Source organism: Pseudomonas sp. GM21 (assembly GCF_000282215.1).
GTDB lineage: Bacteria > Pseudomonadota > Gammaproteobacteria > Pseudomonadales > Pseudomonadaceae > Aquipseudomonas.
Genome location: NZ_AKJS01000072.1, coordinates 13007 through 30445, shown reverse-complemented (window position 1 = coordinate 30445; position 17439 = coordinate 13007). Strand labels below are relative to the sequence as shown.

At 58.1% G+C, this 17439-nt stretch carries 18 protein-coding genes; 12 read left to right on the top strand and 6 right to left on the bottom strand.

All coding sequences use genetic code 11. The annotated features are described in order from the left end of the window. Positions 1-42 precede the first annotated feature (42 nt). Positions 43-729, top strand: coding sequence for a TetR/AcrR family transcriptional regulator (locus PMI22_RS18435; RefSeq protein WP_007944986.1), 687 nt, complete (start codon positions 43-45; stop codon positions 727-729). Positions 730-798: 69 nt separating this feature from the next. On the opposite strand, the gene PMI22_RS18440 is transcribed toward PMI22_RS18435, so the two are convergent. Next, a complete protein-coding gene (locus tag PMI22_RS18440) occupies positions 799-2259 on the bottom strand; it encodes an acyl-CoA reductase (RefSeq protein ID WP_007944985.1) in 1461 nt (486 codons plus the stop codon). A 2-nt stretch (positions 2260-2261) separates the two neighbouring features. After that, positions 2262-3674 carry a hypothetical protein gene (locus tag PMI22_RS18445; protein WP_007944984.1) on the bottom strand — a complete coding sequence of 471 codons (1413 nt, stop codon included), beginning with the start codon at positions 3672-3674 and terminating at the stop codon, positions 2262-2264. Between the two features lie 395 nt (positions 3675-4069). On the opposite strand from PMI22_RS18445, the gene PMI22_RS18450 reads away from it, so the two are divergent. The 4 genes from PMI22_RS18450 (at position 4070) to PMI22_RS18465 (ending at position 7804) form a co-directional block, all read left to right on the top strand. Beyond that, entirely contained in the window at positions 4070-5737 is a 1668-nt protein-coding gene (locus tag PMI22_RS18450; protein WP_007944983.1) for a flavin-containing monooxygenase, read from the top strand. Continuing rightward, the gene (locus PMI22_RS18455; RefSeq protein ID WP_007944982.1) at positions 5734-6549 is read left to right on the top strand and encodes an SDR family oxidoreductase; all 816 of its coding nucleotides are present in this window, start codon (positions 5734-5736) and stop codon (positions 6547-6549) included. Before PMI22_RS18450 ends, PMI22_RS18455 begins: the two co-directional genes overlap by 4 nt. A gap of 80 nt (positions 6550-6629) precedes the next feature. Then, positions 6630-7010, top strand: a complete 381-nt coding sequence (locus PMI22_RS18460; protein ID WP_007944981.1) for a VOC family protein — start codon at positions 6630-6632, stop codon at positions 7008-7010. A gap of 29 nt (positions 7011-7039) precedes the next feature. After that, entirely contained in the window at positions 7040-7804 is a 765-nt protein-coding gene (locus PMI22_RS18465) for an SDR family NAD(P)-dependent oxidoreductase (RefSeq protein WP_007944980.1), read from the top strand. Positions 7805-7852: 48 nt separating this feature from the next. Here PMI22_RS18465 and PMI22_RS18470 read toward each other — a convergent pair whose 3' ends face one another. Continuing rightward, positions 7853-8578 carry an SDR family NAD(P)-dependent oxidoreductase gene (locus tag PMI22_RS18470; RefSeq protein ID WP_007944978.1) on the bottom strand — a complete coding sequence of 242 codons (726 nt, stop codon included), beginning with the start codon at positions 8576-8578 and terminating at the stop codon, positions 7853-7855. Positions 8579-8809: 231 nt separating this feature from the next. Between PMI22_RS18470 and PMI22_RS0129325 the strand changes: the two genes are divergently transcribed. The 7 genes from PMI22_RS0129325 (at position 8810) to PMI22_RS18500 (ending at position 15037) form a co-directional block, all read left to right on the top strand. Then, positions 8810-9844 carry a zinc-dependent alcohol dehydrogenase gene (locus PMI22_RS0129325; protein ID WP_007944977.1) on the top strand — a complete coding sequence of 345 codons (1035 nt, stop codon included), beginning with the start codon at positions 8810-8812 and terminating at the stop codon, positions 9842-9844. A 153-nt stretch (positions 9845-9997) separates the two neighbouring features. Continuing rightward, positions 9998-10747 carry an electron transfer flavoprotein subunit beta/FixA family protein gene (locus tag PMI22_RS18475; RefSeq protein WP_007944975.1) on the top strand — a complete coding sequence of 250 codons (750 nt, stop codon included), beginning with the start codon at positions 9998-10000 and terminating at the stop codon, positions 10745-10747. A gap of 2 nt (positions 10748-10749) precedes the next feature. Then, positions 10750-11679, top strand: a complete 930-nt coding sequence (locus PMI22_RS18480) for an electron transfer flavoprotein subunit alpha/FixB family protein (protein WP_007944974.1) — start codon at positions 10750-10752, stop codon at positions 11677-11679. Between the two features lie 108 nt (positions 11680-11787). Further along, a complete protein-coding gene (locus PMI22_RS18485; protein ID WP_007944973.1) occupies positions 11788-12909 on the top strand; it encodes a Re/Si-specific NAD(P)(+) transhydrogenase subunit alpha in 1122 nt (373 codons plus the stop codon). Positions 12910-12920: 11 nt separating this feature from the next. Further along, positions 12921-13274, top strand: a complete 354-nt coding sequence (locus PMI22_RS18490; RefSeq protein ID WP_007944972.1) for an NAD(P) transhydrogenase subunit alpha — start codon at positions 12921-12923, stop codon at positions 13272-13274. Then, a complete protein-coding gene (locus PMI22_RS18495) occupies positions 13271-14704 on the top strand; it encodes an NAD(P)(+) transhydrogenase (Re/Si-specific) subunit beta (RefSeq protein WP_007944971.1) in 1434 nt (477 codons plus the stop codon). The genes PMI22_RS18490 and PMI22_RS18495 overlap by 4 nt, the downstream gene beginning before the upstream one ends. Positions 14705-14839: 135 nt before the next feature. Beyond that, positions 14840-15037, top strand: a complete 198-nt coding sequence (locus tag PMI22_RS18500) for a DUF7740 domain-containing protein (protein ID WP_007944970.1) — start codon at positions 14840-14842, stop codon at positions 15035-15037. Positions 15038-15441: 404 nt separating this feature from the next. On the opposite strand, the gene PMI22_RS31345 is transcribed toward PMI22_RS18500, so the two are convergent. From PMI22_RS31345 to PMI22_RS18510, 3 genes are all read right to left on the bottom strand, one after another. Then, positions 15442-15765, bottom strand: a complete 324-nt coding sequence (locus tag PMI22_RS31345; RefSeq protein ID WP_157214426.1) for a hypothetical protein — start codon at positions 15763-15765, stop codon at positions 15442-15444. 103 nt (positions 15766-15868) lie between these two features. Continuing rightward, positions 15869-16534: a helix-turn-helix transcriptional regulator gene (locus PMI22_RS18505; protein WP_007944969.1), complete on the bottom strand. Its 666-nt coding sequence runs from the start codon at positions 16532-16534 to the stop codon at positions 15869-15871. A 19-nt stretch (positions 16535-16553) separates the two neighbouring features. Then, positions 16554-17186, bottom strand: a complete 633-nt coding sequence (locus tag PMI22_RS18510; protein ID WP_033049115.1) for a hypothetical protein — start codon at positions 17184-17186, stop codon at positions 16554-16556. Positions 17187-17439 lie beyond the last annotated feature (253 nt).

Sequence of the window (17439 nt, the reverse complement as noted above, 5' to 3'; positions counted from 1 at the left end):
AGGACGGATGGTGTCGCTATTGCACTATAGGGGGAAGGGTACATGTCCAGAACCGTCGATATGCATGCCTTGCCGGAAGGCCGGTTGCTGATCGAAATTCCCGAAACACAGCGCAAACAGCCGCGACAAGCACGCTCGATCGCTATGGTCGAGGCGCTTAAACAAGCTGCCGTGCAGATACTGGAAGACGAGGGTCGTGATGCGTTGTCCTTGAGCCGGTTGTCTGAGTATTCGGGCGTTTCGGTGAGCTCGATCTACGAATACTTCCCCACCCTGGACTCGCTCATTTCGTCGATTTTCGATGACTACCGCAAGCATCAGCATGCGAAATTGCTTGAGGATATTGGCAATCTGCCGGCCACCAGCACGCTCTACGACGGCCTGCTGTTGATGCTGCGCACCTTCTTGCGCCTGCGTCGCAAGCAATGGCTGATCGATCGCGTCTTCAGTGCCAAGTACCTCCACTACAGCGAGTTGCAACGCATGGACATTGTGAAGCCGGACAGCCTGCCGCAGTCTGAGTTGACCTCGGCGTTGATGCAGCGCTTCTCGACAGAGCTTGCCGTGCAGGACGCCGAGAAGGCGCTGTTCATTGCTTATCACGCAATACCGGCGCTGACTCGGGTTGTCGCCCTGGAGCGCCCAGAGTATCTGGAGCAGGACGACACCGCGCAGATGATTGCGCGCATGCTGCACGCACTGCTGTGCAAGCCGAACACCCTACCTTGAGCACTTGATTAAACAACGCAGCCGGGTTACCCGATCTTCCGGCAGCGGTGCAAGGCGCTACGTGATGTTTTAGTCAATGTTCGGGCGTTGCCAAGGCCCGGGTATGCGCTCCGGCGAGCAGATCTCATTGACGATCCACTTGCCCATGCGCCGCATGGGTTCGATCGAATCCTGTGGCAACGCCCAATTCAGTGCGATGGCATAGCCCAGCGAAACAATACGTTGGGCGCCGTGAAGCGGCAGGCGGTCCTTGAGTTCGTCCTTGAGGTTTTCAGGGTAGATACCGACGGTCTGAGTGGACGCATCCACTGCATTCATCACTTCATCCAGCGAATCCACTGGAATCAGGTTGGCCGTTCGGTCATTGAGCGATGCCGCGAAGGACACCGGGTCGGGCAATTGCGACACGATCACTGCGCCTTCGCCTTCCTCGCCGCCGATTACGCGATACCATTCGTCTTCCAGGCGCAGCGAGCGCAGGTGGGCGGCCAACTCCGGGTCATAGCGCTTGGCTGGGGTGCTGATGCTGGTAGGCAAGGACTGCAGCGCGGCGTAGACGTGCTCGCCAAACTGGTTGAGTTGATTGAGCCCTGCCTCGTCAGTACCGGAAACGGCATACACCACACGAGCGTTGACGCAGCCCTGCTGATTATGTGCACCCATGTCGCAGGCCAGGCGCAGGGCAGCCTCGCGCATGCGTTCGGGGCAGCTGAAGGTCTCGGCGCCGAGGATGCTGACGCTGCGCTTCGGGTCGAGGGAAATCAGCTCAAGTCCGGGCTGGATGTATTGGGTGACATGTTTGATCGACGCGAATCCGCCCCAGGCGACGATCTTCTCGAAGTTCTGCGGCTTGTACAGTTTCGCTTCGAATTCCTCGTCGCCGCCACGCCAATAGGCAACGCTGATATGTCGGGTCAACGGATGGTCCGGGGCCATGTCGATCATGGTGCGGGCGATGGCGGCGGCGGTGAATGGGTCATTGGACGGCGCTTTGATCAGTGCATCGCTGCGCAGGATCATGTTGCGAATGATGGTCAGCAGCGACAGTCCCGGTGAATTGCCCGCGACGATGTGCAGCGTGCGCGCGCCAAAGCAACGGATCTCTGCATCGCGGCCGTCGTTCAGCGTTTTGCGTACCCAGCCTTCCAGGTAGTCGATGCCGATGGATTGTTCAGCTGCTTCCCGGATGGACCGGCGGTCGAGCATGCGTGCCAGGCCCATATACTGCGACTTGACCAGGGGTGGGGTGGTCGGCGCAGTGGCGTAGGACAGCTCGCAGGCCTCCTGCAGATGGTGGTTTTTCGAGAATTCAAGCCGGCTCGCCAGTTCATCGGTGTAGTCGAGGATATCGTCGAAACGCAGTCGGTACTGATCCGCCAATCTGGCCGGGTCGCGCAGTGGCAAGCGATCAAGGTAGCGATGGGCATCAGGCGTGTGAAAGCGCAGGTCGCCGCCTCGACCACCAATCTCGATCAAATGATCGGTGATGACCTCGCCACGGATGATCATTGGTGCGATGGGTGCGGACATCGTTATTCTCCCAGATTGTTCAGGAAATCCATGGCTTCCTGGTGTGCGCTTTCGGTACCGGCACAGGTGATTTTGTCGTCGCCGCCATTCTTCTCGCTGTAGCGCTGCACTTCACCGACGATATAGCGGCTGGTGCGCCCGCAGGTGCAGGGCTGATCCCATTCGATAGTGATCTCGTCACCGGATATGAAACCGCCCCAGCGCGAGTCGGCGCCCAGGTCGAAGAATGCGGCGCGCCCGGTAACGCGGCCGTGACGGGGCAGTGGTTGGCTGGTTTGCGGATCAAGCTGGAAAGGGATCGCCAGGTGTGACAGATGATAGTGGCCGTGCTCGCAACGCATGTGCGTGGTCAACACTTCGCTCATTGCATACAGTTCGTGCAGTTGACGTGCACCGGTGAAGCGCAAAATATCCTCGCGCCAGCCTGGCGGTTGCACCAGACCTTTGGTGCCGCCGCCGGTGCTGACGTAGGAGTCGGCGGCGAACACACCCTCCAGACCTGCCTCAAGGCCAGCCTTGGCCATATTGTGCAGCATGTTCCAGGTGGCCCAGGCGTAGATACGCTTACCACGCAACTCTTGTGATATGTGCTCGAAAAATTGTTTGAGGTGCGCCGGCATCTTCGTCTGGAGCGCGTCATGCTCCTCCTTGCGCGCCAGTATGGCCGGGCTCACTTTCAGCCGGTCCAGGGTGCCCTTGGCCTGGGCGCCCTTGATACGTGCCGACAGGTACAGGACATCGGAACTCATCTTTGCCGGATAGGCAGCGTGGAAGTATTCCTCGCCACGCAGAAGGTGCTTGACGACTCCGTCGTTGCCCCGCGCGTGCGCCGAGCAACCCGAACGGAAGAACGGATAGGCCACATGCAGCTCGGGGCGCTCACCCCGTAGCGGGCCGCCGAGGTTCCAGACGCTCATCTGCTTCATTGCGCCACTCTTGTCGATCTCGCTCTGGCTGTGCGGCAGGAAGGACACCGTGCCTGACGTCCCGGTGGAATGAGAGATACGCAGTTCCGGCAGGGCGGCATCCATGACTTGCAGCCATTCGTCGATGCCTTGGCAATGAGAGACATCGACGTCTTCGACAGGATGGAGTGTGAGCTTGGCCAGCCATTTGTTGATTTGCTGGAAGCGATTGTTTTCCAACAACGATGGCGGATAGGACTTGTACATGGTGTGGTCGAACAGCAGCGGGATAACGTCATCGACACTGTCGATGCTGACCACGCCTTCGGCATTGGCGAGCTTGCTCAGCATTGGAATGGCATCGCGCAATTGAGTGAATCGTTGCTTCAGACCTGCAAGCTGCAGAGCGTCCACTTCCTCGCGGGGCAGGTGTTCCCAGGTATCAAGGGAGTAATCCGCGAGCATGGGCGGGTCGGTTAACAGCCATTGGGTTTTTGTTGTAATTGTCATGTTCACGCCCTGACTCATTGGGTGGAGATGCCGAGTATAAGGTCGTAAAAAAGCGCGTATCTCCGGATTGGAAGTTGTTGGTCTTAATGTCTATGTTGTTGATTTTAATTACTTAATTTTCTGTTTTTGAGAGTCGGTTGGTTATGGCTCCGCATTCAGTCAGGGAGGCCCGTTCATGCGGGCGCCAGCATAGTTCGTCTGTTACTCTTGCCCAGGTCGTTAAAACGTATTAATCATATTTATGATTGATGTGTATAAACACAACTTCTCGATTTTGCACAGTCTCTGTGCCAATGCGAAATGGATCGTGTTCGAAAAATTTCTTTGATGCTTAATCATAGTAATCATTCATGTAGAGACTGAATGTTGGGCCGCAGCGTCCAGGAGAAATCAAGATGAGCAAAGCACAGCAAAACAAGGCCAACCCCGGCGCGCATGAGTTTGATGTCGTTGTAGTGGGGGCGGGATTCGCCGGGCTGTACCTGATTCACAGCCTGCGCCAGAAGGGTTTGAGTGTCCGAGCCTTCGAGGCCGGCGCCGAGGTGGGCGGCACCTGGTTCTGGAACCGTTACCCGGGTGCCCGTTGTGATATTGAAAGCGTGATTTATTCCTACTCTTTCTCCAAAGAGCTGCAGGATGAGTGGCGCTGGTCAGAGCGCTATGCGACTCAGGCTGAAATCCTTGCTTACATCCAGCATGTCGCCGATCGTTTCGAGCTGCGCCAGGATATCCAATTCAATACGCGTGTCAGCGCGACCACATTCGATGAAAAAAGCGAGCGGTGGACTGTCGAGACCGAGCAAGGGCAACACGTCAAGGCACGTTTTGTGATCATGGCGACCGGTTCACTAACCGTTCCCAAGCCTATCGACATTCCAGGGCTGGAGGACTTCAAGGGCGCCTGGTATCACAGTACCAATTGGCCTGCTGAAGGCGTGGACTTCACTGGTAAGCGTGTAGGCTTGGTTGGCACTGCGTCGACCGGTGTACAGATGGCTCCGCTGATCGCCCAGCAAGCGGAACATCTCACCGTATTTCAACGCACCGCCAATTTCGTCTTGCCTGCGGGGAACCGTCCGCTGAGCGAAGATGAGCAGCGTCATTACCGCGAGATCTACCCACAAATTCGTGAGAAAACACGATATTCCAACGGTGGTTCTCACTATCAGGTCAATGATAAGTCGGCTATTGCAGCAACACCGCAGGAGCGTGAGGCACGCTACGAAGAAAACTACCGGATCAATGGCCTCGCGTATCTTGGCTCGTTCAACGACTTGCTGACAAATGAAGCTTCCAACACCACGGCGGCGGAGTTCATTCGCGGCAAGATCCGCAGCATTGTGAAGGACCCGGCGGTGGCCGAGGATTTGTGCCCGAACGATCATCCGTTAGGCTCCAAGCGCTTGTGCATTGGTAGCAATTATCTGGAAACCTTCAACCGGTCCAACGTCAGCCTGGTCAACCTCAAGCGCACGCCTTTGGAGCGCATCACCGCCGAGGGCATGCGTACCTCCGAGCAGGAACTGCCGTTCGATGTGCTGGTGTTCGCAACAGGGTTCGACGCGATCACCGGTGCGTTGTCGCGCATCCAGGTGACTGGCCGAGACGGCCTGAAACTCAAAGACAAGTGGAAGGATGGCCCGCGGTGCTATCTGGGACTTGCAACGGCTGGCTTCCCGAATCTGTTCATCACGACTGGCCCCCAGAGTCCAGGTGCGCTGGCCAACGTGGTGGTGGGCATCGAGCAACATACAGACTGGATCATGGATTGCATCGGCTACCTGCAACAGCAGAATAAGTCCCTGATCGAGGCGACCCCGGACGCCGAAAACGCTTGGGTGGAGAAGGTTGCGGCGCTGGCCCAGCTCACGCTTCATCGCAAGGGCGCGTCCTGGTACTCCGGGGCCAATGTGCCGGGTAAACCACGGGTGTTCATGCCTTTTGTCGGTGGTTTCGGTAATTACCGGCGCCTGTGCGATGCCGTCGCTGCCAATGGCTATGAAGGCTTTGTGCTGTCGGGTTGCACCGCTGGCGCAGCGGTTGAACAGGAGGCATTGGCATGACTCGAAAGATCTTGGTTACTGGCGCGGCCAACGGCATCGGCAAGGCAACCGCTGCATTGGCTGAGGCCAGGGGGTTGAAGGTCATTCGTGCCGATTTGCATGAAGGTGATGTGGTCGCTGATCTTTCAACCGCCCAAGGGCGGGAGGAGTTGATTGCCAGTGTGCAGGCATTGACCCCCAATGGGCTTGATGGGGTGATTACTTGCGCGGGCCTGCTGGTATCCAGCACCACCAGTGCCAGCTTGAATTACTTCGGTTCTGTCGACGTATTGGAAGGGTTGCAGCCGTTACTGCTCAAGTCGCCGGCGCCCCGTGTGGTCCTGGTGTCCTCGCGCATGGCCTATGCCAATGGGGCTGATTCGGCGCTGGTCGAATTTTACCTGGCCGGAAATGAAAAGGCCTCCAGGGAAAGGGCTCAGGACCTGGCAGCACGTGCCGAGGCGCAGACTGAAAGCCGCCTGGTCAATCAGCTCACGCCTTTGGGGATCTACGCCAGTAGCAAGGTCGCCATCGCCCGTTGGACTCGGCGCGCGGCAATAAGTCCTCGCTGGGGTGGCAGCGGCATCATCGTAAACGCCGTGGCCCCGGGTTTCATTGAAACCGAGGCGGGCCTGGCATTGCGCGAACATGCCGTGCGTAGCCAGGTGGTGCGTGACATGCACCCTCAGGTGTTGGGCCGTTATGGCCGTCCCGATGAGGTGGCGGAACTGATGCTATGGCTGGCCAGCCCCGCCAACAGTCTGATGATTGGGCAACTGCTGTGCATCGACGGTGGTACCGAGGTGCTCGAGCGCGGTGATTCGCACTGGTAACAGGTAACAGGCATTTTTCTGGGATCAAGCCCCGGCTGTTTGATTGACAACAATAACAACACCCATCAGAGAGGTTACCCATGATCGGCTACGTCATGATTGGCTCCAATGACATTAAAAAGTCGCGCCGCTTTTACGATCCATTGATGAAGTTCCTCGGCGCTGCCCCCAAGGCAACGGCGTCCGATGAGCGCGTTGCATATGTCCCCGCTGGCGGGTCGCCCGTTTTAGCCCTGACACGCCCCTATAACGGTGAACCCGCTTCTGCGGGCAATGGCACCATGATTGCCCTGCCTGTGGCCTCTCGTAGCCTGGTCGAGGAAGCCTATGCGCTGGTCTTGAGCCTGGGCGCTGTCGATGACGGGGCTCCTGGTGTGCGCAGCGATGGTGTGAACTCGTTTTACAGTTGTTACTTCCGCGATACCGTGGGCAACAAGCTCTGTATTTGTCACTTCGGTTGATTTTTTTACTTCGGAAAAAGGATTGAACAATGCAAATTGCAGGAAGAAACTTTCTGGTGACAGGTGCGGCGTCCGGCATGGGGCTGGCAACCGCTGAAAGATTGCTGGCAGCGGGTGCAAACGTGACGTTGGTGGATCAAAACCCGACGTTGAGCCAAACGGTGGAAGGCCTGGGCGAAAAGGCTCTGGCCTTCACGGGTAACGTTTCCAGCGAAAGCGACATGCGTACGGCCGTGGATTTGGCCGCCCGAGGTGGCGAGCTTCACGGCGTCGTGCATTGTGCCGGTGTCGCCGACCTCGACCGGCTTCTGGACGATGATGGTCATCCGGCCAGTCTGGATCGCTATCGCCAGGTGCTCGATATCAACCTGGTCGGTACGTTCAACGTGATGCGTCTTGCCGCAGCCATCATGCGCAAGAATCTCCCGCAAGGGGTCGATGGCGAGCGAGGCGTTATCATCAACGTGTCCTCCATCTGCGCGTACGAGGGTACGGTAGGTACCTGCGGGTATGCGGCTTCCAAGGGCGGGGTCATCGCCATGACATTGCCGGCGGCGCGGGAGCTGGGGGACTATGGTATCCGGGTGATGTCCGTTGCTCCGGGTACTTTCGGCACGCCAATGCTGGCAGACAAAGTGGCTGATCGTGTGCAGGCTTCAGCGCAGGCCACGCCTTTCCCTCGGCGCTTGGGCCAGGTCGAAGACTTTGCACTGCTGGCAGAGCAAATTATCGTGAACGTAATGTTCAATGGCGAAGACATTCGCCTGGATGGTGGTCTCAGGCTGCGATACTGATTTGATGATGCGGCTTGTCGGTTCGACAAGCCGCATCCTGCTTGGCACTCAAGCGCCGAACAGGAACCCTCCATCTACCGGCAGGGTAACGCCGGTGATGAAGGAAGCATCGTCGCTGCACAGAAAACCTATCGCCTTGGCAATCTCTTTTGCCTCACCAAAACGCTTCATCGGTGTGCGACGCTTGACGCCCTCCAGAAAGTCCTCCGGCAACCCGCGCAAAATTGCACTGTCGACCCATCCCGGTGCGACGGCGTTGACCCTGACATTGTGACCCACCCATTGCGCGGCCTGCTGGCGAGTCAAGGTCACGATTGCACCCTTGGACGCCACGTATCCCGGGGTGTTGGGGCCTGCGAATGCCATGGCCATGGAGGCGAAGTTGACCACCGCGCCGCCTCCGCTGCGAGCGATGACAGCTGCGCCTTTGAGCACGCTGTAATGCACGGCCATCAAATCCACCTCGATCACTTTGCGAAAGCCTTCAGGTTCAAGCTCCTTCGCGCCGAGGGTGATGCCTGCTGCCGTGATCAGGAAATCCAGCCGGGGAAGTGCATCGAAGAAACGGTCCACGGCGGGATAGTCGGTGACATCAAGCTCGCAGGTTTCAATACTCAGATGTGAGGCAAAACGTGCCGCTTCGGTTTGCAGGCCAAGGGCATAAACCTGGGCTCCAAGGCTGGCAAAGTATTCGGCAGTTGCGAGCCCCAGGCCTGAAGTGCCGCCCGTGATCACGGCAACCTTTCCCTTGAATGCATCGGCGTTCAAATTCATGTTTGATCCTCTTTATTGTTGTTGGGCTGTTGACCCGGTTTACGCCAGCGTCCCGGTTTGCTGTCCGGGGAAACACACAGCGACAAGTGGCCGGTGACAGAGCGTGCTTTGAAAATAAACATTGTTATGATATATATGATTAAGCTTGTTATGTGGCAGGCTTTGGAAAAAACCATGAGAGTTGGAACCGTTCATGCCGACGTCCACATCGACCACTTATGAGACCCCCCAATGAGTAACATGCATGCTGCGGTGCTGCATGGACGCCATCACATGACCATTGAAGAGGTCAACGTTCCGGCTCCCGGGCCAGGGGAAATACTGCTCAAGGTTGAACGCGCGGGCATTTGCGGCAGTGACTTGCATATCATCGAGTCAGATTCCGCGCAGGCTGCCGTGCTCGGTCATGAGTTCGCCGGAACCGTGGCTGAGCTGGGGCCGGGCATTGAGCGCTTTAAGCTCAACGACGGCATTTGCAGTCTGCCCATGATTGGCTGTGGTCGCTGTGTCCACTGTCTGAGCGGCGATCCCGCCCATTGCCCGACCACGCGGATGATCGGCATGAATATGCCGCGCAATGGAGCGTTCGCCGAATACGTGATTGTGGGTGAAAAAGAGACCTTCCTGCTGCCACCGGGTGTCGATGCTGCGCTTGGAGCACTGGTCGAGCCTTTGGCGGTGGGGCTGAAAATGGTCGAAGCCGTGCACTGGAAGCCGGGCGAAACCCTTGCAGTACTCGGTGCGGGTCCTGTGGGCCTGGCAGTTGTCGTGTGGGCGAGAGCATTGGGATTTGGGGATATTGTCGTCAGTGACCCGGTGCAGGCCCGCCGCGAACTTGCCCTGAAGCTGGGCGCCACCGCGGTCTGCGATCCTTCGTGTGAGGAGGTCGCCGGGTTCTGTGAGCGGGAACTGGGCGGCGCGCCACACTTGGTTATTGAATGCATCGGCCGCCCCGGCAGCCTGGACCTGGCCTGCGCACTGGCGCGAAGTGGAGGGCGGGTGGTTATCGGCGGGTTACACATGCACGAGGAATCAACACGGCGAATCGTCCCATTCCTCAAGGAGCTCAAGATCAGCTATTGCATGATGTACGAGGCCCGTCACTTCGATTACACCTTGAAGATGCTGGCTCAAGGGCGCATTAATCCGCGACCGATGATTACCCACGAGGTGAGCCTGAGCGAATTGCCGGCCACTATGGCGGCGCTGGCACAACCCAATGCTTTCGGCAAAATCCTGGTCGCACCGGGTCGCTTGCGATCTTGAATTGAGGCAGATGATGTTGTCTCGGATCTACGCAGGCTCCAGCGAGATTCAACGCCTGTTGATTGCTCGCGAACTAACCCACTACCTACCGGTTGTAACTACCTTTGAGCATTTGCCCTACGGCTTTGCTCTTTTTTATCGAAGAGAAACCTTATGAAAGTCCTCATCGCAATCAAACGGGTGGTCGATTACAACGTCAAGGTTCGCGTCAAGGCGGACAACTCTGGCGTCGACCTCGCTAACGTGAAAATGGCTCTGAATCCCTTCTGCGAGATCGCCGTTGAAGAAGCTGTACGCCTGAAAGAAAAAGGCGTTGCGACTGAAATCGTCGTCGTCTCTGTCGGCCCGACCACCGCTCAAGAGCAACTGCGCACTGCGCTGGCTCTGGGTGCCGACCGCGCCATCCTCGTCGAGTCCGCCGAAGATCTGACTTCCCTGGCCGTTGCCAAACTGTTGAAGGCTGTTGTCGACAAGGAACAGCCTCAGCTGGTGATCCTTGGCAAACAAGCCATCGACAGCGACAACAACCAGACTGGCCAGATGCTCGCTGCCTTGAGCGGCTACGGTCAGGGCACGTTCGCTTCGAAAGTGGAAATCAGCGGCAACAGCGTTGCTGTAACCCGCGAAATCGACGGCGGCGCGCAGACGGTCTCCCTGAATCTGCCGGCCATCGTCACCACCGACCTGCGTTTGAACGAGCCGCGCTATGCGTCCCTGCCAAACATCATGAAAGCCAAGAAGAAGCCTCTCGAAGTGCTGACTCCGGAGGCTTTGGGCGTTTCCACCGCCTCCACCAACACAACCTTGAAAGTCGAAGCGCCGGCTGCCCGCAGCGCGGGTATCAAGGTCAAGTCGGTGGCTGAACTGGTCGAGAAACTGAAAAACGAAGCGAAGGTGATCTAATCATGACTATCTTGGTAATCGCTGAGCACGACAACAAGGTTGTGGCTCCTGCCACCCTGAATACCGTTGCTGCTGCCGCCAAAGTCGGTGGTGACATCCACGTTCTGGTCGCAGGCCAAGGTGTTGGAGTCGTGGCTGAAGCCGCTGCGAAAATCGCTGGCGTGAGCAAAGTATTGGTAGCTGACAATGCTGCCTACGCGCACCAGTTGCCGGAAAACGTCGCGCCGCTGGTTGCAGAGTTGGGCGCTGGTTACAGCCACATCCTGGCTGCCGCCACTTCCAACGGCAAAAACATCCTGCCGCGCGTTGCCGCTGCACTGGACGTTGACCAGATCTCCGAGATCATCTCGGTAGAAAGCGCCGACACCTTCAAGCGTCCGATCTACGCCGGTAACGCCATCGCTACCGTTCAGTCGAACGCTGCAGTGAAAGTGATCACTGTACGTGCCACTGGTTTCGACCCGGTGGCATCAGAAAGCGGCTCGGCAATCATAGAAAGGATTACCACCGTTTATGATTCTGGAAAATCGAACTTTGTTGATGAAGAACTGGCCAAGTCCGATCGTCCGGAACTGACCGCTGCCAAGATCGTCGTTTCCGGCGGCCGCGGCATGCAGAACGGTGACAACTTCAAGCACCTGTATGCCCTGGCCGACAAGCTCGGTGCTGGCGTCGGTGCCTCCCGCGCCGCGGTCGACGCAGGTTTTGTACCCAATGACATGCAGGTCGGCCAGACCGGCAAGATCGTTGCACCGCAGCTGTACATCGCGGTCGGTATCTCCGGGGCTATCCAGCACCTGGCCGGTATGAAGGACTCGAAGATCATCGTTGCGATCAACAAGGACGAAGAAGCGCCGATTTTCCAGGTGGCGGACTACGGGTTGGTGGGTGATTTGTTCGACCTCGTTCCCGAGCTGGCACAAGCCCTCTGATCTCTGGCCTGGCAACCACCAGGCATAAGCAACTGGCCCTGCCCATGGATGCGTGTCGATGCATCCATGGGCAGGACTTTTCCAGGATTTTTCACCGGAGAACAATACGTGCATATCGGTGTTCCTCTCGAGACCTTTACCGGCGAGACGCGGGTTGCCGCGACTCCCGAAACCATCAAGAAGCTGATTGGCCAGGGCCATAAGGTCACTGTGCAAAGCGGCGCCGGCATCAATGCCAGTATTCCGGACAGTGCCTATGTCGCCGTGGGTGCCGCCATCGGTAACGCTGCCGCCGCCTTCGGTGCCGACCTGGTACTGAAAGTCGTCGCACCGACCGACTATGAACTGGCGCAGTTCAAGAACGGTGCCGTTCTGGTGGGCATGCTCAATCCGTTCAACAATGAAACCATCGCCAAGCTGGCCGAGTGCGGCATCACCGCCTTTGCTCTGGAGGCCGCGCCACGCACTTCCCGCGCCCAGAGCCTGGATGTGCTGTCGTCGCAAGCCAACATCGCCGGCTATAAAGCCGTGCTGCTGGCCGCGCATCACTACCCGCGCTTCATGCCGATGCTGATGACCGCGGCGGGCACTGTGAAAGCAGCGCGCGTGCTGATTCTGGGCGCCGGCGTGGCAGGTTTGCAGGCCATTGCAACCGCCAAGCGACTGGGTGCGGTGATCGAAGCCTCCGACGTACGCCCTGCAGTGAAAGAGCAGATCGAATCCCTCGGCGCCAAGTTCGTCGACGTCCCGTACGAGACCGATGAAGAGCGCGAATGCGCCGTCGGTGTCGGCGGTTACGCCCGACCGATGCCGGCCAGCTGGATGCAGCGCCAGGCCCTGGCCGTGCACGAACGCGCCAAGCAGGCTGACATCGTCATCACCACTGCACTGATTCCGGGCCGCAAGGCACCGACACTGTTGAGCGCGGAAACCGTGGCGCAGATGAAACCGGGTTCGGTGGTCATCGACCTCGCGGCGGGCCAGGGCGGCAACTGCCCGCTGACCGTAGCGGATCAGGTGGTCGTCGAAAACGGCGTGACCATCGTTGGCCCGACCAACCTGGCCGGCGCGGTCGCGGCAGACGCTTCGGCACTGTATGCACGCAACCTGCTGGACTTCCTGAAACTGGTCTTCACCAAGGTAGGCCAGTTCGAAATCAATCTCGAAGACGATATCGTCGCCGCGTGCCTGATGTGCCGCGACGGCCAGATCGTGCGCAAGAACGGCTGAGGATAAAAACAATGGAAGACATGCTGATTTCTCACGGTATCTACAACCTGATCATCTTCGTGCTGGCGATCTACGTCGGCTACCACGTGGTCTGGAACGTGACACCTGCACTGCACACACCACTGATGGCGGTCACTAACGCCATCTCGGCCATCGTAATCGTCGGCGCCATGCTCGCCGCCGCCCTCACCGTGACCCCGCTGGGCAAGACCATGGGCACCTTGGCCGTGGCCCTGGCCGCAGTGAATGTGTTTGGTGGCTTTTTGGTCACCCGGCGCATGCTGGAAATGTTCAAGAAGAAAGCTCCGGCAAAAGCTCCGGCCGCCAAGGCCGTAGTCGTCCAGGGAGAGGTGCAGCAAGCATGAGCATGAACCTGGTTACTTCCCTGTATTTGATCGCCTCGGTCTGTTTCATCCAGGCGCTCAAGGGCCTCTCGCACCCCACCACGTCGCGTCGCGGCAACCTGTTCGGCATGCTCGGCATGGGCCTGGCGATCCTGACCACGGTCGGTTTGATCTACAAGCTCGGCGCTGAACTGGCTCAGGACGGCATCGTCTACGTGATCGTCGGCCTGCTGATCGGCGGCACCGCCGGTTCGATCATGGCCAAGCGCGTTGAAATGACCAAGATGCCCGAGCTGGTTGCCTTCATGCACAGCATGATCGGCCTGGCCGCTGTGTTCATCGCCGTGGCTGCCGTGGTGGAGCCACAGTCGCTGGGCATCGTCCAGCAACTCGGTGACGCGATCCCGGCCGGCAACCGTCTGGAACTGTTCCTCGGTGCGGCGATCGGTGCAATCACCTTCTCCGGTTCGGTTATCGCTTTCGGCAAGCTCTCCGGCAAGTACAAGTTCCGCCTGTTCCAGGGCGCACCGGTCCAATTCAACGGCCAGCACAAGCTGAACCTGCTGCTGGGTCTGGCCACACTGGCCCTGGGCGTGACGTTCATGCTCACCGGCGACCTCAACGCCTTCGCCTTGATGCTGGCCCTGGCCTTCGTGCTCGGCGTGCTGATCATCATCCCGATTGGCGGCGCGGACATGCCGGTGGTGGTGTCGATGCTCAACAGCTACTCCGGCTGGGCAGCGGCGGGCATCGGCTTCTCGCTGAACAACTCGATGCTGATCATCGCCGGTTCGCTGGTAGGTTCGTCCGGTGCGATCCTCTCCTACATCATGTGCAAGGCGATGAACCGCTCCTTCTTTAACGTACTGCTCGGCGGTTTCGGCAACACAGCCGACGCAGGTCCCGCAGGCGCCCAGGAAGCCCGCCCGGTGAAGTCCGGTTCGGCTGACGACGCGACCTTCCTGCTGACCAACGCCGACACCGTGATCATCGTCCCTGGCTACGGCCTGGCGGTTGCACGGGCGCAGCACGCACTGAAAGAACTGACCGAGAAGCTGACCCATCGCGGCGTGACCGTGAAGTACGCCATCCACCCGGTGGCCGGTCGGATGCCTGGCCACATGAACGTATTGCTCGCCGAGGCCGAAGTGCCTTACGACCAGGTGTTCGAGATGGAAGACATCAACTCCGAGTTCGGCCAGGCCGACGTGGTACTGGTGTTGGGCGCCAACGACGTGGTCAACCCGGCCGCGAAGAACGACCCGAAATCGCCGATTGCCGGCATGCCGATTCTCGAAGCCTTCAAGGCCAAGACCATCATCGTCAACAAGCGCTCAATGGCCAGTGGCTACGCCGGTCTGGACAACGAATTGTTCTACCTGGACAAGACCATGATGGTGTTCGGCGACGCCAAGAAAGTTATTGAAGACATGGTGAAGGCGGTCGAGTAAGTTTGGCTAATGACGACTCTGCCAAACAGGTTTCGGTTCCCAGAAAACCGGAGATGTGAAATGTTTACCGTCCTCGGTTTTGCTTTCGCAGCGAAAAGGCGCAGTCAACAGCTATTCTGAGTTATAGGGCGTGTTATGAACCTCTCTGACGCAACACTAGTGCTGCTACTGGCGGCTCGAATCCATGGAACGGATGAGGCTGTCAGGGCTTCGGCGAAGAGCGTTGTGAAGAAGCTGCCGCGCAGCAAGCGCGATCTCATTTACAAGGTGATTGACGCAAAAAACCCCCTTCAACTCGTGGGCTTTATTGCTGAAAATCTGGATGAGTTATGAATCCTTGTGGTCATGTCGTCACGAGCGTCGCATCTTGTCTTGGCGTTGCTGACAGAGTTGGATTTGCTCTCTCTATGGCTTGAATGTCCTGTTCTGGGGCAGGACATTCTCGCTTCTCTGTTGAGGCGCCGCCGAACTCAGCGACCTCAATTTTCGCGGCAACCTCTGTGCCTTGCTTACAACTCCTACATTTTTCCTTTGGTATAATTGCTAGCGTAAGCGACTTCAAAGTGAAGTTCGCTCATTGAAGGCGGTGAGCGGTCTTTGCTAGGAAGGAAGGATTGGAAGGTGATGGATCACTCGTTCCCGTTGAAGGTTGTTAATTAAGCGAAAATTGAATCAATGCGCGATCGGATGGATGACGCAGGAGGCACGTTTCAGTCCAGCCGTTAGTGAAAAAAAATTCAAACGTAGTAAAAACTCATGGCTGATTCGCGTGCCGGGTAGGGACCATGCCAAACAAGTCCGTCGAATCCTACAGGCCTTGGGGTGGAGGAGCGCAGTCGGATGAGTTCACCGGATCGACTAAGCCAATCTGGCTGGTTGAGTCCTAAGGTTTGACATTGAAGTTTTCCGATCACATTTCCGCCGAGCAGTGCGCGGCGAAACTGGAAAACGCGTAAATACGGCCCATGTTCTGTCACGACCTCCAGCGACAAACTCAAGGTTGGGTAACTGATCGCTTTGGTGATCGCTTTGGTGATTGGTTTGATGGTCGGCGGTGGCATTTTCTCACTGCCACAGAACGTCGCCCCAAATGATGCTCGACTCTGAAGAAGCCTGCCAGCGGGACAATGCCGGAAACTGGCAGCAACGGCTGTCACGCAAGCGCTAGGCTGGCTTATCGGTATTGGCTGAAGCAGCCTCTGTCGCGGTGTCAGGGGGGGCACTCGGTCGCAGCTTGAAGCGACAGACATGCCCGCCGCGCACCAAGCATTCGCTGTGCTCGACATCACCGCCACCCAATTTGCCGATCAAGGCCAGGTCCAGTTCGCAAACCACCGGGTGCGCGGCGGCGAGGCGGTGGAACACGCAGTTGTGCGCGACGATTTCCTTATCGTCCGAGCTGCGAAAGATCACTTCGGCTTCGTACCCGGCCTGATTCATGTGCTGCACGATGGTGCCTTCGTCCACCACGTCCTGTTCGCGGTCCCGCGCCAGTTTGCGACCCATGCTGCGCATCAGTGACGCCAGTGCTTCGGGTCCGATGATGCCAGCCACTTCGTCGATCAGGACACTGGCCAGCAGTTGATACTGGCGGGGGAACTGCTCCTTCGCGTGGTCGGTGAGCCGATACAACTGCTCCGGACGCCGCCCCGTCGGGCGCGTGTCGCCGCGCCGCACCAGGCCGGCACCCTCCAGCGCCGCCAGGTGCTGGCGAATCGCGGTGCGGGTGACGGCCAATTGCTCAGCCAGCTCGTCAATGCTCATGCCATTGGCATGGTGCAGCAGCGCATTGAGCAAGTCCTGCTGAGTACGGCCCAGTCCTTTAAGCATGACGTGTCCTCGCCTGGGATCAGAATTTGTCCGGGAATTGTTTGACCAGTGCTGCCGTCAGTGCGTCGGCCAGCGCCAGTATGTGCACGCGCATCATCTGCCAGGTGCTGGCTTCACCGGCATAGTCATGGGCGGCGATTTGATCGATCTCACTGACATGGTGCCCGCCGTGGGCCGACAGCAGGGTGACCAATGTGCTTTCAGGCAAATTGGGGTTGGCCCTGGCCAGGAAGGCGGCAATCGCCTTGGCATTGCTGGTCAACTCGGCGACGGCAGCCTGCCTGCCCTTGGCGTCCTTGGCGACGGTGGCATCGCTGTAGTGTTTCACCGCGCCCCAATGACCGGCCAGCAGTTTGAGCAGTTGATCAGCCGCCGGCTGGCCATAGAAGGGGGCAATGCTGTTGGCGATTTGGGTGGCGTTATTGACCACCTGGTCGGCCGCGACCTTGGCTTGTTTCTGATCTCCGGACTGGTTGGCCAGCGCATAGTCGCGCATCCAGAAAATATGCTCGACCCATAGATCCCGCAGCGACAGGCGCGTGGTCAGTGCAGGCGAGTCGGCATCCGTGGACGCGGGCGATGGAGCGGCGTGGCTCCAGGCTGGAAGGGCAAGCAAGGCGAGGAGCAGGTAGATCGCGATTTTATTGTTCATCATGGCACCTCCGTGAATTGGACAAATAAAAACAAAGCATCAAATGGGTTAACTGAGCTGACCAGCGATGAGGCAGCGCACACCGAGCTATGAACGACAAGTTCGTCGGTCGAATGAAACTGGTCTGGCGTAATTCAGCTTTTAATGAACCGAATTCAATTTCTAATGAATCTCAACGTTCATCACGGCACCCTCTATTCGTGGGATGGTTCGACAATATCAATTAAAGCATTAAAATATGTTTTTATTGAGC

Excerpts from the sequence above, each read along its gene's own strand:
- PMI22_RS18435 (WP_007944986.1), top strand. The coding sequence starts at position 43 with ATGTCCAGAACCGTCGATATGCATGCCTTGCCGGAAGGCCGGTTGCTG.
- PMI22_RS18440 (WP_007944985.1), bottom strand. The coding sequence starts at position 2,259 with ATGTCCGCACCCATCGCACCAATGATCATCCGTGGCGAGGTCATCACC.
- PMI22_RS18445 (WP_007944984.1), bottom strand. The coding sequence starts at position 3,674 with ATGACAATTACAACAAAAACCCAATGGCTGTTAACCGACCCGCCCATG.
- PMI22_RS18450 (WP_007944983.1), top strand. The coding sequence starts at position 4,070 with ATGAGCAAAGCACAGCAAAACAAGGCCAACCCCGGCGCGCATGAGTTT.
- PMI22_RS18455 (WP_007944982.1), top strand. The coding sequence starts at position 5,734 with ATGACTCGAAAGATCTTGGTTACTGGCGCGGCCAACGGCATCGGCAAG.
- PMI22_RS18460 (WP_007944981.1), top strand. The coding sequence starts at position 6,630 with ATGATCGGCTACGTCATGATTGGCTCCAATGACATTAAAAAGTCGCGC.
- PMI22_RS18465 (WP_007944980.1), top strand. The coding sequence starts at position 7,040 with ATGCAAATTGCAGGAAGAAACTTTCTGGTGACAGGTGCGGCGTCCGGC.
- PMI22_RS18470 (WP_007944978.1), bottom strand. The coding sequence starts at position 8,578 with ATGAATTTGAACGCCGATGCATTCAAGGGAAAGGTTGCCGTGATCACG.
- PMI22_RS0129325 (WP_007944977.1), top strand. The coding sequence starts at position 8,810 with ATGAGTAACATGCATGCTGCGGTGCTGCATGGACGCCATCACATGACC.
- PMI22_RS18475 (WP_007944975.1), top strand. The coding sequence starts at position 9,998 with ATGAAAGTCCTCATCGCAATCAAACGGGTGGTCGATTACAACGTCAAG.
- PMI22_RS18480 (WP_007944974.1), top strand. The coding sequence starts at position 10,750 with ATGACTATCTTGGTAATCGCTGAGCACGACAACAAGGTTGTGGCTCCT.
- PMI22_RS18490 (WP_007944972.1), top strand. The coding sequence starts at position 12,921 with ATGGAAGACATGCTGATTTCTCACGGTATCTACAACCTGATCATCTTC.
- PMI22_RS18495 (WP_007944971.1), top strand. The coding sequence starts at position 13,271 with ATGAGCATGAACCTGGTTACTTCCCTGTATTTGATCGCCTCGGTCTGT.
- PMI22_RS18500 (WP_007944970.1), top strand. The coding sequence starts at position 14,840 with ATGAACCTCTCTGACGCAACACTAGTGCTGCTACTGGCGGCTCGAATC.
- PMI22_RS31345 (WP_157214426.1), bottom strand. The coding sequence starts at position 15,765 with ATGCCACCGCCGACCATCAAACCAATCACCAAAGCGATCACCAAAGCG.
- PMI22_RS18505 (WP_007944969.1), bottom strand. The coding sequence starts at position 16,534 with ATGCTTAAAGGACTGGGCCGTACTCAGCAGGACTTGCTCAATGCGCTG.
- PMI22_RS18510 (WP_033049115.1), bottom strand. The coding sequence starts at position 17,186 with ATGAACAATAAAATCGCGATCTACCTGCTCCTCGCCTTGCTTGCCCTT.